The 14,746-nt window shown below is 45.2% G+C and carries 12 protein-coding genes, 5 tRNA genes and 2 rRNA genes; 16 read left to right on the top strand and 3 right to left on the bottom strand.

Annotation, left to right across the window (positions count from 1 at the left end; translation table 11 throughout):
- Positions 1 to 212 precede the first annotated feature (212 nt).
- The 3 genes from ITG10_RS06920 (at position 213) to ITG10_RS06910 (ending at position 3,437) form a co-directional block, all read left to right on the top strand.
- Positions 213 to 3,105, top strand: a 23S ribosomal RNA gene (locus ITG10_RS06920).
- 94 nt (positions 3,106 to 3,199) lie between these two features.
- A 5S ribosomal RNA gene (rrf, locus tag ITG10_RS06915) occupies positions 3,200 to 3,315 on the top strand.
- 45 nt (positions 3,316 to 3,360) lie between these two features.
- A tRNA-Asp gene (locus ITG10_RS06910) sits at positions 3,361 to 3,437 on the top strand.
- A gap of 770 nt (positions 3,438 to 4,207) precedes the next feature.
- Here the strand turns inward: ITG10_RS06910 and pssA are convergent.
- Together pssA and ITG10_RS06900 are read right to left on the bottom strand one after the other, a co-directional pair.
- Positions 4,208 to 5,548 carry a CDP-diacylglycerol--serine O-phosphatidyltransferase gene (gene pssA, locus ITG10_RS06905; RefSeq protein ID WP_026084474.1) on the bottom strand — a complete coding sequence of 447 codons (1,341 nt, stop codon included), beginning with the start codon at positions 5,546 to 5,548 and terminating at the stop codon, positions 4,208 to 4,210.
- 91 nt (positions 5,549 to 5,639) lie between these two features.
- A complete protein-coding gene (locus ITG10_RS06900; RefSeq protein ID WP_017633109.1) occupies positions 5,640 to 6,071 on the bottom strand; it encodes a GNAT family N-acetyltransferase in 432 nt (143 codons plus the stop codon).
- Between the two features lie 66 nt (positions 6,072 to 6,137).
- Between ITG10_RS06900 and murB the strand changes: the two genes are divergently transcribed.
- Together murB and birA are read left to right on the top strand one after the other, a co-directional pair.
- Positions 6,138 to 7,184 (top strand): UDP-N-acetylmuramate dehydrogenase, encoded by a 1,047-nt coding sequence (gene murB, locus ITG10_RS06895; protein WP_017633110.1) that lies wholly within the window; start codon positions 6,138 to 6,140, stop codon positions 7,182 to 7,184.
- Complete coding sequence (gene birA / locus ITG10_RS06890; protein WP_017633111.1) at positions 7,181 to 8,146, top strand: bifunctional biotin--[acetyl-CoA-carboxylase] ligase/biotin operon repressor BirA; 966 nt, start codon at positions 7,181 to 7,183, stop codon at positions 8,144 to 8,146. Before murB ends, birA begins: the two co-directional genes overlap by 4 nt.
- 7 nt (positions 8,147 to 8,153) lie before the next feature.
- Here the strand turns inward: birA and coaA are convergent, their stop codons facing one another.
- Positions 8,154 to 9,077, bottom strand: coding sequence for a type I pantothenate kinase (gene coaA, locus ITG10_RS06885; RefSeq protein WP_017633112.1), 924 nt, complete (start codon positions 9,075 to 9,077; stop codon positions 8,154 to 8,156).
- Between the two features lie 210 nt (positions 9,078 to 9,287).
- On the opposite strand from coaA, the gene ITG10_RS06880 reads away from it, so the two are divergent.
- The 11 genes from ITG10_RS06880 (at position 9,288) to rplL (ending at position 14,659) form a co-directional block, all read left to right on the top strand.
- Positions 9,288 to 9,363 (top strand) — tRNA-Thr (locus ITG10_RS06880).
- A gap of 44 nt (positions 9,364 to 9,407) precedes the next feature.
- Positions 9,408 to 9,492, top strand: a tRNA-Tyr gene (locus tag ITG10_RS06875).
- 39 nt (positions 9,493 to 9,531) lie between these two features.
- Positions 9,532 to 9,606 (top strand) — tRNA-Gly (locus ITG10_RS06870).
- Between the two features lie 13 nt (positions 9,607 to 9,619).
- Positions 9,620 to 9,695, top strand: a tRNA-Thr gene (locus ITG10_RS06865).
- A gap of 94 nt (positions 9,696 to 9,789) precedes the next feature.
- Positions 9,790 to 10,974: an elongation factor Tu gene (tuf, locus tag ITG10_RS06860; protein ID WP_010435158.1), complete on the top strand. Its 1,185-nt coding sequence runs from the start codon at positions 9,790 to 9,792 to the stop codon at positions 10,972 to 10,974.
- 223 nt (positions 10,975 to 11,197) lie between these two features.
- Positions 11,198 to 11,575 (top strand): preprotein translocase subunit SecE, encoded by a 378-nt coding sequence (gene secE / locus ITG10_RS06855; RefSeq protein WP_017631512.1) that lies wholly within the window; start codon positions 11,198 to 11,200, stop codon positions 11,573 to 11,575.
- Positions 11,576 to 11,588: 13 nt separating this feature from the next.
- Positions 11,589 to 12,137: a transcription termination/antitermination protein NusG gene (nusG, locus tag ITG10_RS06850; protein ID WP_010435556.1), complete on the top strand. Its 549-nt coding sequence runs from the start codon at positions 11,589 to 11,591 to the stop codon at positions 12,135 to 12,137.
- Between the two features lie 213 nt (positions 12,138 to 12,350).
- Positions 12,351 to 12,779 (top strand): 50S ribosomal protein L11, encoded by a 429-nt coding sequence (rplK, locus tag ITG10_RS06845; RefSeq protein WP_026084318.1) that lies wholly within the window; start codon positions 12,351 to 12,353, stop codon positions 12,777 to 12,779.
- A 4-nt stretch (positions 12,780 to 12,783) separates the two neighbouring features.
- Complete coding sequence (gene rplA, locus ITG10_RS06840) at positions 12,784 to 13,488, top strand: 50S ribosomal protein L1 (RefSeq protein WP_017631514.1); 705 nt, start codon at positions 12,784 to 12,786, stop codon at positions 13,486 to 13,488.
- A gap of 250 nt (positions 13,489 to 13,738) precedes the next feature.
- Positions 13,739 to 14,233: a 50S ribosomal protein L10 gene (gene rplJ, locus ITG10_RS06835; RefSeq protein ID WP_010435550.1), complete on the top strand. Its 495-nt coding sequence runs from the start codon at positions 13,739 to 13,741 to the stop codon at positions 14,231 to 14,233.
- Positions 14,234 to 14,290: 57 nt separating this feature from the next.
- Positions 14,291 to 14,659 carry a 50S ribosomal protein L7/L12 gene (gene rplL, locus ITG10_RS06830; RefSeq protein WP_017631516.1) on the top strand — a complete coding sequence of 123 codons (369 nt, stop codon included), beginning with the start codon at positions 14,291 to 14,293 and terminating at the stop codon, positions 14,657 to 14,659.
- Positions 14,660 to 14,746 lie beyond the last annotated feature (87 nt).

The raw sequence follows: 14,746 nt of genomic DNA, 5'->3' as shown, positions 1-14,746 counted from the left end.
GCTCTTATTTAATAAGAACGGTATAAACACAACAAACACATTCAAGTGTCTTGTATTCGAATCAAATTTATTTGATTCACAATTGAGTCCGGCAAACAGTTATCAAGAATTAACCCTTCTTGATGACAACCAAAAACCTTGGTTAGTTGCCATACGCTTATTTGTCTTCACTTTTTAAAGTGAAAGCAAATAGAAACCCTTTCGGGTTGTATGGTTAAGTGACTAAGCGTACACGGTGGATGCCTTGGCAGTCAGAGGCGATGAAAGGCGTAATAACTTGCGATAAGCCCAGATTAGGTAGTAATAACCTTTTGAGTCTGGGATTCCTGAATGGGGAAACCCACGTGCATAAGCACGTATCCTGTTGTGAATACATAGCAACAGGAGGCAAACCGGGGGAACTGAAACATCTAAGTACCCCGAGGAAGAGAAATCAACCGAGATTCCGAAAGTAGCGGCGAGCGAAATTGGATTAGCCCTTAAGCTTTTAATGAGACAGATGAAGGCTCTGGAAAGTGCCGCAATAAAGGGTGATAGCCCCGTAATCGACATCTCATCATCAGTGAAAACGAGTAGGGCGGGACACGTGATATCCTGTCTGAATATGGGGGGACCATCCTCCAAGGCTAAATACTACTGACTGACCGATAGTGAACCAGTACCGTGAGGGAAAGGCGAAAAGAACCCCTGTGAGGGGAGTGAAATAGAACCTGAAACCGTGTACGTACAAGCAGTAGGAGCACCTTCGTGGTGTGACTGCGTACCTTTTGTATAATGGGTCAGCGACTTAATTTTAGTAGCAAGGTTAACCGTTTAGGGGAGCCGTAGGGAAACCGAGTCTTAACTGGGCGTACAGTTGCTAGGATTAGACCCGAAACCAGGTGATCTAGCCATGGGCAGGTTGAAGGTTGAGTAACATCAACTGGAGGACCGAACCGACTAATGTTGAAAAATTAGCGGATGACTTGTGGCTAGGGGTGAAAGGCCAATCAAACCTGGAGATAGCTGGTTCTCCCCGAAAGCTATTTAGGTAGCGCCTCGGACGAATACTACTGGGGGTAGAGCACTGTTAAGGCTAGGGGTCATCCCGACTTACCAACCCTTTGCAAACTCCGAATACCAGTAAGTACTATCCGGGAGACACACGGCGGGTGCTAACGTCCGTCGTGGAGAGGGAAACAACCCAGACCGCCAGCTAAGGTCCCAAAGTATAGCTAAGTGGGAAACGATGTGGGAAGGCTCAGACAGCCAGGATGTTGGCTTAGAAGCAGCCATCATTTAAAGAAAGCGTAATAGCTCACTGGTCGAGTCGGCCTGCGCGGAAGATGTAACGGGGCTAAGCTATACACCGAAGCTGCGGCTACATACCTTAGGGTATGTGGGGTAGGGGAGCGTTCTGTAAGCCGTTGAAGGTGGTCTGTAAGGGCTGCTGGAGGTATCAGAAGTGCGAATGCTGACATGAGTAACGATAAAGGGAGTGAAAAACTCCCTCGCCGGAAGACCAAGGGTTCCTGTCCAACGTTAATCGGGGCAGGGTAAGTCGACTCCTAAGGCGAGGCCGAAAGGCGTAGTCGATGGGAAACGGGTTAATATTCCCGTACTTCTTACAATTGCGATGGGGGGACGGAGAAGGCTAGGTGGGCCTGGCGACGGTTGTCCAGGTTCAAGTACGTAGGCGGGTGGTTTAGGTAAATCCGGACCGCTACTAACGCTGAGATACGATGTCGAGCTACTACGGTAGTGAAGTCATTGATGCCATGCTTCCAGGAAAAGCCTCTAAGCTTCAGATTGTAAGGAATCGTACCCCAAACCGACACAGGTGGTCGGGTAGAGAATACCAAGGCGCTTGAGAGAACTCGGGTGAAGGAACTAGGCAAAATGGTACCGTAACTTCGGGAGAAGGTACGCTCTTATCAGTGAAGTCCCTTGCGGATGGAGCAGACGAGAGTCGCAGATACCAGGTGGCTGCAACTGTTTATTAAAAACACAGCACTGTGCAAAATCGTAAGATGACGTATACGGTGTGACGCCTGCCCGGTGCCGGAAGGTTAATTGATGGGGTTAGACTTCGGTCGAAGCTCTTGATCGAAGCCCCGGTAAACGGCGGCCGTAACTATAACGGTCCTAAGGTAGCGAAATTCCTTGTCGGGTAAGTTCCGACCTGCACGAATGGCGTAATGATGGCCACGCTGTCTCCACCCGAGACTCAGTGAAATTGAAATCGCTGTGAAGATGCAGTGTACCCGCGGCTAGACGGAAAGACCCCGTGAACCTTTACTACAGCTTGGCACTGAACATTGAACCTACATGTGTAGGATAGGTGGGAGACTATGAAACCGCGTCGCTAGATGTGGTGGAGTCGTCCTTGAAATACCACCCTTGTAGTTTTGATGTTCTAACGTTGGTCCCTGAATCGGGATTACGGACAGTGCCTGGTGGGTAGTTTGACTGGGGCGGTCTCCTCCCAAAGAGTAACGGAGGAGCACGAAGGTGGGCTAAACACGGTTGGACATCGTGTGGTTAGTGCAATGGCATAAGCCCGCTTGACTGCGAGAATGACAATTCGAGCAGGTGCGAAAGCAGGTCATAGTGATCCGGTGGTTCTGAATGGAAGGGCCATCGCTCAACGGATAAAAGGTACTCCGGGGATAACAGGCTGATACCGCCCAAGAGTTCATATCGACGGCGGTGTTTGGCACCTCGATGTCGGCTCATCACATCCTGGGGCTGAAGTCGGTCCCAAGGGTATGGCTGTTCGCCATTTAAAGTGGTACGCGAGCTGGGTTTAGAACGTCGTGAGACAGTTCGGTCCCTATCTGCCGTGGGCGTTGGAAAATTGAAGGGGGCTGCTCCTAGTACGAGAGGACCGGAGTGGACGAACCTCTGGTGTTCGGGTTGTCATGCCAATGGCATTGCCCGGTAGCTAAGTTCGGAATCGATAACCGCTGAAAGCATCTAAGCGGGAAGCGAGCCCTGAGATGAGTTTTCCCTGACGCTATAAGCGTCCTTAAGGGTTGTTCAAGACTAGAACGTTGATAGGCAGGGTGTGTAAGTGCTGCGAGGCATTGAGCTAACCTGTACTAATTGCCCGTGAGGCTTAACCATACAACACCCAAGGGGTTTTGTGGACTCAAAGACAGACCTTGAATGAGTTTGAAGAGTTACTTTTAAATTACAGTTTTCCGAATTTTAAAATTTGCTTGGCGACCATAGCATTGTGGACCCACCTGATTCCATGCCGAACTCAGAAGTGAAACACAATAGCGCCGATGGTAGTGTGGGGCTTCCCCATGTGAGAGTAGGACATCGCCAGGCTTTAAATTATGAACGACTTGTCAGCGACGACAAGTAGTCCACTGCGGAGTGGTAGTTCAGTTGGTTAGAATACCGGCCTGTCACGCCGGGGGTCGCGGGTTCGAGTCCCGTCCACTCCGCCACTTATTAGAAAAGCCCTGCTAGAAATAGCAGGGCTCTTTTACATTTGAATTATTGTATATTCCCTTCAGTTGAAAGAGCTTTTCTCTTGCGCGAGTCCGATGGAATACCAGACACTCTGATACTGATTAGAAAGCCTAGTCTTACGACTAGGCTTTCGTCGTTTCTGGGTATAGATAATTTAGTCTTCGACCAATGAGTTCCGGTTGCCAAAGACCTCAGCCACAAAGCCACTTATGAAGAACACTTCTTCGAATTTCCGAAGCTTGTTTATACTTTAAGAATATACGATTATCTTTACTCTGATCGTTATTGAAGGTGCGAAAATCCAATTATTCGGTTACCTATTAGAAAAGCTACTCCTGTCAGAATACTCGCAAGCTTTATATGCCTTCTATCTGCACATGTCGTCGTAAGAGTTTCGTGATACTTAGATTAACTATTAAGACTATTCTGATATTGATTAAGACTATTCTGATATTGATTGAGGCTACTTAGTGTTATTTAGGAGGGGGAGGAAATGGTTGATTCGGTGTGTTTGATTGGAGTTTGGATCATTAGATGTGTTGGATGAACTTATGTCCGATCTAGTCATTCCCGAGACCGATGAAGGAAAGTGTGGGGAGTTTCTATAGGTTAGTTGATATTCGAGCCTTAGCTAACGTTTAATAGTTTGTACCAGTTCAGAAAATATATTTCGTACTCTCGTATAACTGATAAAAAAACGCCTAGCGTTTGCTAGGCGTTGATTAACTGTATGAGCAGCTATTCGCTATAGAATCTGTTTAAGCACTCTGTCTGCTTTGACACGAGTGATCTTACGAATTAGCTTCTGAACTTCCGTTGGATAGCTATCTACTTTATCTAACTGCTTATAAGTACAGATAAGCTGAGTGTGTTGAAGAATGTTGTCTACTTCAGCTTGGAACTTATCAGTTAGGTGATGGTAGTGATCTTGGATAAAGATACCGTTTTCTAGATCGAGTTTCCATGCACGAGGGTTTAGATTATTGCCTGTTAGGAGCATATAACGCTTATCAACCCAGATACCCTTCAGGTGGAAGCTATTAGAATCGTGTTGCCAAAGTCGAATCGATAGATTGCGGCTAGCAATGTGAGCTTCATTGGCTTTAGCGAAACGGCGTAAGTTCAATTCGTAAAGATATGGCAAGCCACCAATCGTTTTAAACTCTTCTTCTGGTGAGATAAAGAAATCGTTCGCAGTTTTATCACCAACAACAATACTGACCTTTACGCCACGCTTAAGCGCTTTCTTCACTTCCTTCGCTAGGCTAGGTGGGAAGTTGAAGTAAGGTGTGCAGATAAAGATCTCATCTTTAGCTTGAGCGACAAGTTGATTGATGCCTTGATTCAGACGGTTACGTCGTTTACCAATACCAACTAATGGCGTTACGGCGACTTGCTCTGGCGAAACATCCTGACCATCGAATTGGTATTGAGATCGAGCTAGTGAAGCTCGGAACTGGCGAATCGCTGGTTTCAGTTCTTTAGTTACTGGCTTGTTCTTATCTGCCAAGTCGTAAACGGCACTGTCTGAGATCATCTGCTCGTGCACGTAAGTAAACATCGAATCAGCAAGTGCTGCGTTGTTTAAAACATGGTAGCGATCAAAGCGATAGCGATCATGGTAATTCAGATAGATATTGTTAAGGCTTGCACCGCTGTATATCACGCTGTCATCGACAATAAAGCCTTTTAGGTGCAATACGCCAAAGACTTCTTTACCGCGAACAGGGATGCCATAGACAGGAACAGAGTGCTGATACTTTTCAGAAAACTCTTTATACATTGCCGCGTTGCCTTCAGAGGACTCTGCGCCAATCAATCCACGTTGAGCTCTGTGCCAATCGACACATACACTCACGTCTAGTTCTGGATTCTTTTGCTTTGCTTCATATAAGGCAGTTAGGATCTCACGGCCAGCCTCATCATCTTCAAGGTACAAAGCGACTAAACTAATACGAGTCGTTGCGCGAGATATCTCATCAAGTAAGCGAGTTCGAAACTCTTGCGCTGATAGTAGTACTTCAAACTTGTCAGGATTCTGCGCTATGGTTGGCAACTGTATGAATGGATTCCTACTGGCAATCATATTGACTGTTTTACCTTAAAAATATGCAAAATTGCGAACCTTTAATTTTACCAAAGGGATAGACCCAAATACTAGATAATCGAGGCATTCTCTAACAATTTTGCTGATAATGCATAGGAATGAGATCTTTTCCGCTATTCGAATAGCGCTCGTATAAAACTCTTAAGCCATTGGGTAGCTGTTCTGGAGCGATCTGTACGAACTGATGTCGTGAGTAAAAGCTGGTGAGGTGAGCGTATGCAAAGCAGTAGTCGTTTTCCGTCAGTGTATGCTGAGCACAATAATCCATAAGCTGAGAGCCTAATTGCTTACCACGATGTTCTTTTGATATAGCCATTCCGGTAAGTAAGCGAACATTTTCTATCGTCCGAAAACGCACGACACCACAAAGCTCGTTATCCATGAGTAATGAATAGATAAGCTCACTCTTATTGGCTTTCCCTGTTGGATAATGTTCCTTGTAGAAACGTTTTACGAGGGGAACCTTTACTGGGTCTAATTGGGTAATGATGACATTGTTCATTCAGTCACTGCGCCACTGGTTTATCTGCTGTAGAATGGCTGCAGTGTAAGTTAATTGAATATCGTCATGCAATTCCATCTCAATGCTAGTTTAAAAAACGTTCATACTTTTTCCATCGATCAGACATGTGATGCGTTGGTTGAAGTCACGACTATCGAAGAACTGATTACAGTTTATCAAGACCCTAAATGGTCAACTTTGCCTAAGTTAATACTGGGTAAGGGCAGTAATATGCTTTTTACTGAGCACTTTGCAGGCTTGATTATTGTGAACCAGTTAGCTGGAATTACGCTAACAGAGACAGAGAGTCATCACCATCTACATGTTAATGGTGGTGAGGATTGGCCTAGCTTGGTTAAGTGGAGTGTTGATAGAGGGCTTGGTGGCTTAGAAAACCTTGCAATGATACCGGGTTGTTCTGGCTCTGCACCTATTCAGAATATTGGTGCGTACGGCGTTGAGCTGCAAGATGTCTGTGAATACGTCGATATTCTCTGTCTGGATACTTATACAGTTAAGCGATTAAGCAAAGAGGAATGCCTCTTTGGTTACCGAGATTCTATTTTTAAACATGCGCTTTATGGCAAAGCGATTGTTGTCGCGATTGGTTTAACACTGCCGAAAGAGTGGAAGCCATGTAACCATTACGGCCCACTTAAAAGCCTGCCAGCAGAAACACTTTCCCCTAGTACGATATTCGATGAAGTATGTGCTATTCGTTCGAGCAAACTGCCAGACCCTTCGAAACAGGGCAATGCTGGAAGCTTTTTCAAAAACCCCGTGATCACTAAAGATCATTTTGATCGCCTGTCAGAGCTGTACCCAAACATCGTTGGTTACGAGAGTAACGACATGATCAAAGTTGCCGCAGGATGGCTGATTGATCAATGCCAGTTTAAAGGTGTAACTGAAGGCGGCGCTCAAGTTCACCCGAATCAAGCACTGGTTCTCATCAATTATGATCAAGCTTCTGCTATCGACATTCTTAAGCTTGCAGACCGAGTTCGTCAAGCTGTCCTGAACAAGTTCGATATTCAGTTGGAACACGAAGTCCGCTTTATGGGTAGAGATAGCGAGACAAACCTAGATAGAGCTTTGGAGGCATTAGTGTGAGGGAGCACAGTACTAAGTTAGCACTACTAAAATGCCTTTCCGGTGGCGAGTTTCATTCCGGAGAAGACCTCGGCGAGATGATAGGCGTCTCAAGAGCGGCTATCAGTAAGCACATTAAAGGGATTCAAGGGTGGGGATTGGATATCTATCGAGTGCAAGGCAAGGGCTACAAGTTAGCTAACCAGTTGGACATGCTTGACCAAGAGAAATTGTCAGCTCCGAGCCCTGACGCTTCGCTTGATCTGATCCCAATCATTGGTTCTACTAATCAACACTTGTTAGAGCGTACGAATACTCTTGAGTCCGGTTCGGTTTGTATTGCTGAATATCAAGCTGCTGGCCGCGGGCGTCGTGGAAGAGAGTGGGTATCGCCATTTGGTGCAAACCTGTACCTTTCAATGTACTGGAGACTTGACGCTGGTATGGCTGCTGCAATGGGCTTAAGCCTTGTGGTTGGCGTAGCCGTTGTTGAGGCTTTAAAAGAGATGGGCGTTGAAGGCATCAAGCTTAAGTGGCCGAATGATCTATACCACAATGACAAGAAGCTCGCGGGTATCTTGGTCGAGCTCTCTGGACAGTCAGGTGGCGCAGCTCATATTGTGATTGGTTTAGGACTAAATCTATCTATGGACCCAACAACATCAGGTATTGGTCAACCGTGGACTTCTCTTAAAGAAGTGTGTGACGGGAAGGTGCCAGATCGTAACCAATTAGCACAGGCTCTGATCAATGCTTGGGATAAGTCTCTTGTGGATTATGAATTGAAAGGTATGTCTAACTTCGTAGAACGTTGGAATCGCTTAGATAATTTCTTAGGTCGCAATGTTAGGTTGATTATTGGACCTAGAGAAATTGAAGGTGTTGTTCAAGGCATCGATGAACAGGGGGCTGTGTTACTCAAAACCGAGAATGGCATCGAGAGTTATATTGGTGGCGAAATATCACTACGAAAAGGGGATTAAGGCGTTACTATTTTCTGAGTAACACTTCTTCAACCATGTGATCTGCGCCTTTTCGCAAAATCAGGTGCGCTCTTTCTCTTGTCGGAAGGATATTTTGTTCAAGGTTTAAGCCATTGATTGAACTCCAGATTCCTTCCGCTTTGTCTAGTGCAGCTTGATTCGACAGCTTAGTGTAATGACTAAAGTACGAACCAGGCTTGGTAAACGGCCCGTCGCGAAACTTCATAAAACGATTGATGTACCACTCTTTGATCTGCTGGCTGTCAGCATCAACATAGAGTGAGAAATCAAGGAAGTCTGAAATAAACACACGATGCGGTTCGTGTGGGTAGTTCATGCCACTCTGTAAGACATTAAGCCCTTCAATAATAAGCACATCAGGTAGGTCGACACACTTAACATCATCAGTAATGTTGTAAGTTAGGTGCGAGTATACCGGTGCGGTGACATTTCTTTTGCACGCCTTCACATCAGAGACAAAGTTCACTAGACGCTTGATGTCGTAAGACTCAGGGAAGCCTTTTTTACTCATCAAACCTTTCTCTTCCAACACTTCATTTGGGTACAAGAAACCGTCCGTTGTGACTAGCTCAACTTTTGGGTGGTTTTCCCAACGAGAGAGTAGGGCTTTAAGCAGTCGCGCAGTCGTACTTTTACCAACCGCAACACTACCTGCAATCCCGATGATAAAAGGTGGCGCTTTCTCTTTCTTATCTAGGAACTCATGAAGTACCGAGTTTCTGTTTTGTCTGGCTGCCACATAGAGATTCAATAGGCGAGAAAGCGGTAGGTAGATCTCCACAGCCTCTTCCATTGTGAGTTTTTCATTGATGCCTTGAAGCTCTTTTAAGTCGCTTTCAGAAAGTGTCATCGGAACTAAATTCCTTAGCTCAGACCAGCGTTCGCGGTCAAATGACATAAATGGGCTCATACAAAACTCTATAGTGGATAACAAAACAAGTGCATGGAAAATACATCAAGCGATAGATAAATAAAATATCTTCCTGTGCTAGATGCGGGTTAAAGATAGAAACCTTGAGCTAAATAGCCGTATGTTGGAGTTTGGTAAGAGAATTTTGCACTTTTTTTCAATTTACTATTGCAAGGTGGAAAATCATTCAATAAAATGCGCCCCACTTGTGCCGACTTAGCTCAGTAGGTAGAGCAACTGACTTGTAATCAGTAGGTCACCAGTTCGATTCCGGTAGTCGGCACCACTTTCTCCCTTCCTTTAAGGAAAGCGAGAGAAAGCTCAAAATTTGGAGAGGTTCCCGAGTGGCCAAAGGGAGCAGACTGTAAATCTGTTGGCACTGCCTTCGATGGTTCGAATCCGTCCCTCTCCACCATATTCTAAAGGTTAAATAGCTCAAACAGAGTTACGTGTTGCGTGCATCGTATAATGGCTATTACCTCAGCCTTCCAAGCTGATGATGCGGGTTCGATTCCCGCTGCACGCTCCAACTCATTTTGTGTGCTGATATAGCTCAGTCGGTAGAGCGCACCCTTGGTAAGGGTGAGGTCCCCAGTTCGACTCTGGGTATTAGCACCAGTCTAAAGCTTCTTCTCCTTTAATAAAGAAAACCATTTTTTTGGTTGCGTGGTCTTATTTTAAGCCACCTAATCCGTACCTAGAGGGACACCCCATGTCTAAAGAAAAATTTGAACGTACGAAACCGCACGTAAACGTTGGTACTATCGGCCACGTTGACCACGGTAAAACAACTCTAACAGCTGCTATCTGTACTACGCTTGCAAAAGTGTACGGCGGTGTTGCTAAAGATTTCGCATCTATCGATAACGCTCCAGAAGAGCGTGAGCGTGGTATCACAATCGCAACTTCTCACGTTGAGTACGATACTCCAGCACGTCACTACGCACACGTAGACTGTCCAGGACACGCGGATTATGTTAAAAACATGATCACTGGTGCTGCACAAATGGACGGCGGTATCCTAGTTGTTGCTGCGACTGACGGCCCTATGCCTCAAACTCGTGAGCACATCCTACTTGGTCGTCAAGTTGGTATCCCTTACATCATCGTATTCATGAACAAATGTGACATGGTTGATGACGAAGAGCTACTTGAGCTAGTAGAAATGGAAGTTCGTGAACTTCTTTCTGAGTACGACTTCCCAGGTGATGACCTACCAGTTATCCAAGGTTCTGCACTTGGCGCACTAAACGGCGAGAAGCAGTGGGAAGACAAGATCGTTGAGCTTGCAGAAGCACTAGATTCTTACATCCCAGAGCCAGAGCGTGCAGTAGACCAACCGTTCCTACTACCAATTGAAGATGTATTCTCAATTCAAGGTCGTGGTACTGTTGTAACTGGTCGTATCGAGCGCGGTATCCTACGTGTAGGTGACGAAGTAGAAATCGTTGGTATCAAAGAGACTACTCTTACTACTTGTACTGGTGTTGAAATGTTCCGTAAACTGCTTGACGAAGGTCGTGCAGGTGAGAACGTTGGTGCACTTCTACGTGGTACTAAGCGTGATGACGTTGAACGTGGTCAAGTACTTTCTGCGAAAGGTTCTATCAACCCACACACTAAGTTTGAGTCTGAAGTATACGTACTTTCTAAAGACGAAGGCGGCCGTCACACTCCTTTCTTCAAAGGTTACCGTCCACAGTTCTACTTCCGTACAACTGACGTAACAGGCGACATCACTCTACCAGAAGGCGTAGAAATGGTAATGCCAGGTGACAACGTTCAAATGACTGTTGAGCTAATCGCTCCAATCGCAATGGACGAAGGTCTACGTTTCGCAATCCGCGAAGGTGGCCGTACAGTTGGTGCTGGTGTTGTAGCTAAAATCTTTGCATAAGATTTGACGAACCACTAGTAAAAAGGGCATCATTTGATGCCCTTTTTCTGCGCTGAAAAAAGAGTTGAGTGATTTGACATCAATTTCGGCTCTTAGCAAAGAATTAAACGGTCTTTTTGACTAAAATGACTGTTAGATGTGTTGTTTTGCAACGCAAAGGAATGTGCCCTGCAACAGCGGGGTTATTGTCGTCTATATTTAAGACTTATCACAGGTTGGTTTTATGAAAGCAAACGCTGAAACTCCTGATAGCTCAAGTGCAGCAGATACAATGAAGTGGATTGTCGCTTTTGTTCTGTTGGCTGCTGCTGTTGTGGGTAATTACCTGTATGGTGAATTGTCTGTTGTAATTCGCGCTGCAGGTGTAGTTGTGCTGATTGCTGCCGCACTAGGCGTTGCAGCAACAACAACTAAAGGTAAAGCTGCGATCGATTTTGCAAAAGAATCTCGTATGGAGATTCGTAAAGTTGTTTGGCCTACTCGCCAAGAAACTATGCAAACTACATTGATCGTTTTAGCTGTATGTATTGTTATGTCTCTAGTGCTTTGGGGAATTGACGGCATTATGGTCCGTCTAGTTTCTCTAGCAACTGGGGTGTAGAGGGTTCTGATTCATGAGTGAAGCTCCAAAAAAACGTTGGTATGTAGTTCAAGCTTTTTCTGGCTTTGAAGGTCGTGTTGCACAGTCGCTACGCGAGCATATTAAAATGCACAACATGGAAGAACTATTTGGCGATGTGCTAGTACCTACTGAAGAAGTAGTGGAAATGCGTGCAGGCCAACGTCGTAAAAGTGAACGTAAATTCTTCCCTGGCTACGTATTAGTTCAAATGATCATGAATGATGAATCATGGCACTTAGTACGCAGCATTCCGCGTGTTATGGGCTTCATTGGTGGTACCTCTGATCGTCCTGCACCAATCACTGACAAAGAAGCTGATGCTATCTTGAACCGTCTAGAGAAAGCGAGCGAGTCTCCACGTCCTAAGACAATGTTCGAAGCGGGTGAAGTGGTTCGTGTGAACGATGGTCCATTTGCTGACTTCAACGGTACTGTTGAAGAAGTAGATTACGAGAAAAGCCGCATTAAGGTATCTGTATCGATCTTTGGTCGTGCAACACCGGTTGAGCTTGAATTTGGTCAGGTTGAAAAACTGGACTAATACTCTTACCTTTTGAGCAAGTTGTGGATAAATAGTTCATAAGCTGTTCAAAATTAAAGAGTATAAAAAATCACCTTTTTAGGGTTGTTAAAGGCGCGAATTATGATTATAATTTCGCGCCTTTTTGCTTCTGCGGAAGTAAAAAAGAGTTAATTGAAATTATGGGGAGCTCGCCTTACGGCTGGCGCATGTACCCAAATATTAGGAAATATCATGGCTAAGAAAGTTGAAGCTTATATCAAACTGCAAGTTGCAGCTGGTATGGCAAACCCAAGTCCACCGGTTGGTCCTGCTCTAGGTCAACACGGCGTGAACATCATGGAATTCTGTAAAGCGTTTAACGCAAAAACAGAATCTGTTGAGAAAGGTCTACCTACTCCAGTAGTTATTACTGTTTACAACGACCGTTCTTTCACGTTCGTAACTAAGACTCCACCTGCTGCTGTTCTTCTTAAGAAAGCTGCTGGCGTTAAGTCTGGTTCTGGTCGTCCAAACACTGAAAAAGTGGGCACAGTAACTGACGCTCAAATCCAAGAAATCGCAGAAACTAAAGCTGCTGATATGACTGGTGCTGACATCGAAGCAATGAAGCGTTCTATTGCTGGTACTGCTCGTTCAATGGGCCTAGTGGTAGAGGGATAAGATCATGGCAAAACTTACTAAGCGTATGCGCGTAATCCGCGACAAAGTTGACTCAACTAAAGAATACGAAATCAACGAAGCTGTTGCTCTTCTTAAAGAACTAGCGACTGCTAAATTCGTTGAGTCTGTAGACGTTGCTGTTAACCTAGGCATCGATGCTCGTAAATCTGACCAAAACGTTCGTGGCGCAACTGTGCTACCTCACGGTACTGGCCGTGACATCCGCGTTGCTGTTTTCACTCAAGGTGCAAACGCAGAAGCTGCTAAAGCTGCTGGCGCAGATATCGTTGGTATGGAAGATCTTGCTGAGCAAGTGAAAAAAGGCGAAATGAACTTCGACGTAGTTGTTGCTTCTCCAGATGCAATGCGTGTTGTTGGTCAACTAGGTACAATCCTAGGTCCACGCGGCCTTATGCCAAACCCTAAAGTTGGTACTGTAACTCCTAACGTTGCTGAAGCGGTTAAGAACGCTAAAGCTGGTCAGGTTCGTTACCGTAACGACAAGAACGGCATCATCCACACTACTATCGGTAAAGCATCTTTCGAAGCTAACCAGCTTCAAGAGAACCTAGAAGCACTTCTAGTTGCTCTTAAGAAAGCTAAGCCTTCTTCAGCTAAGGGTACTTACCTGAAGAAAGTAAGCATCTCTACTACGATGGGTGCTGGTGTTGCTGTTGATCAAGCTAGTCTTGACACTCAAGCAAACTAATTTGCTTAGGCGCAGATTTAGTGTATACTTCTGCGCCTAATATTTGTGGTTGGGTGGTTTTAAAGCAATTTGAAATCATCTATCCCAAGACCGTAGGCGCTGTCGATTTTCATTAGATTATTGATAGCTTAATAAAACCTACGTAGGCGATGTTGTGGTTTGAAGTGAATTTATTCATTTTTAAATAACATCGTAAACGCTCATTACATTTTGTATTGAGTGCTGTAATCACAACCAGAGGTTAATCCAAATGGCTTTAAATCTTCAAGACAAAAAAGCAATTGTTGCTGAAGTCAACGAAGCTGCCAGTGGTGCACTTTCTGCAGTTGTAGCTGATTCTCGTGGCGTTGAAGTTGGCGCAATGACTTCTCTACGTAAACAAGCTCGCGAAGCGGGTGTTTACATGAAAGTTGTTCGTAACACACTAGCACGCCGTGCGGTTCAGGGTACAGACTACGAGTGTCTAGTAGACACTTTCACTGGTCCAACTCTGATCGCATTCTCTAATGAGCACCCAGGTGCTGCAGCGCGTCTTTTCAAAGACTTCGCTAAAGAGAATAAAGATTTCGAGATCAAAGCTGCTGCATTTGAAGGCGCAGTTACTGATGCTGAAGTACTAGCGACACTACCAACTTACGACGAAGCTATCGCACGCCTAATGATGTGCATGAAAGAAGCTTCTGCTGGCAAGCTGGTTCGTACTATCGCTGCTGTTCGCGACCAAAAAGAAGAAGCTGCGGCATAAGCCTTGCTTTTCACTGGTTGCTATTTAAACTTATTGTTGACTTAAAAGAGAATTGTTATGTCTATTACTAACGAGCAAATCCTAGACGCAGTTGCAGAAATGTCTGTAATGCAAGTTGTTGAGCTTATCGAAGCTATGGAAGAGAAATTCGGCGTTACTGCAGCTGCTGCTGTTGTAGCTGGCGGCGCAGCTGGCGGCGACGCTGCTGCTGAGCAAACTGAATTCGACGTTATCCTAACTGCTGCTGGCGCTAACAAAGTACAAGTTATCAAAGCTGTACGTGGCGCAACTGGCCTAGGTCTTAAAGAAGCTAAAGGTCTTGTAGACTCAGCTCCTGCAGCGCTTAAAGAAGGCGTTGACAAAGCTGAAGCTGAAGCTCTTAAAGCACAGCTAGAAGAAGCTGGCGCTTCTGTTGAAATCAAGTAATTATTACTTAATTTCATAGCCGCAAGGCTAATGGCTGGTGGTTTATTAACCACCGGCCTTTTTGCGCTGTAGGGCTATGACGAAATT

Origin of the sequence: Vibrio sp. ED004 (genome assembly GCF_023206395.1) — a bacterium.
In the GTDB taxonomy this organism is placed as follows: Bacteria; Pseudomonadota; Gammaproteobacteria; order Enterobacterales; family Vibrionaceae; genus Vibrio.
The sequence above is the reverse complement of the archived record's forward strand: the minus strand, read 5'-3'. Positions and strand labels throughout refer to the sequence as shown.

Coding starts and splice junctions, on each gene's coding strand:
- nusG (WP_010435556.1), top strand. CDS start 11,589: ATGAGTGAAGCTCCAAAAAAACGTTGGTATGTAGTTCAAGCTTTTTCT.
- rplA (WP_017631514.1), top strand. CDS start 12,784: ATGGCAAAACTTACTAAGCGTATGCGCGTAATCCGCGACAAAGTTGAC.
- rplJ (WP_010435550.1), top strand. CDS start 13,739: ATGGCTTTAAATCTTCAAGACAAAAAAGCAATTGTTGCTGAAGTCAAC.
- rplL (WP_017631516.1), top strand. CDS start 14,291: ATGTCTATTACTAACGAGCAAATCCTAGACGCAGTTGCAGAAATGTCT.
- ITG10_RS06900 (WP_017633109.1), bottom strand. CDS start 6,071: ATGAACAATGTCATCATTACCCAATTAGACCCAGTAAAGGTTCCCCTC.
- murB (WP_017633110.1), top strand. CDS start 6,138: ATGCAATTCCATCTCAATGCTAGTTTAAAAAACGTTCATACTTTTTCC.
- pssA (WP_026084474.1), bottom strand. CDS start 5,548: ATGATTGCCAGTAGGAATCCATTCATACAGTTGCCAACCATAGCGCAG.
- rplK (WP_026084318.1), top strand. CDS start 12,351: ATGGCTAAGAAAGTTGAAGCTTATATCAAACTGCAAGTTGCAGCTGGT.
- tuf (WP_010435158.1), top strand. CDS start 9,790: ATGTCTAAAGAAAAATTTGAACGTACGAAACCGCACGTAAACGTTGGT.
- coaA (WP_017633112.1), bottom strand. CDS start 9,077: ATGAGCCCATTTATGTCATTTGACCGCGAACGCTGGTCTGAGCTAAGG.
- secE (WP_017631512.1), top strand. CDS start 11,198: ATGAAAGCAAACGCTGAAACTCCTGATAGCTCAAGTGCAGCAGATACA.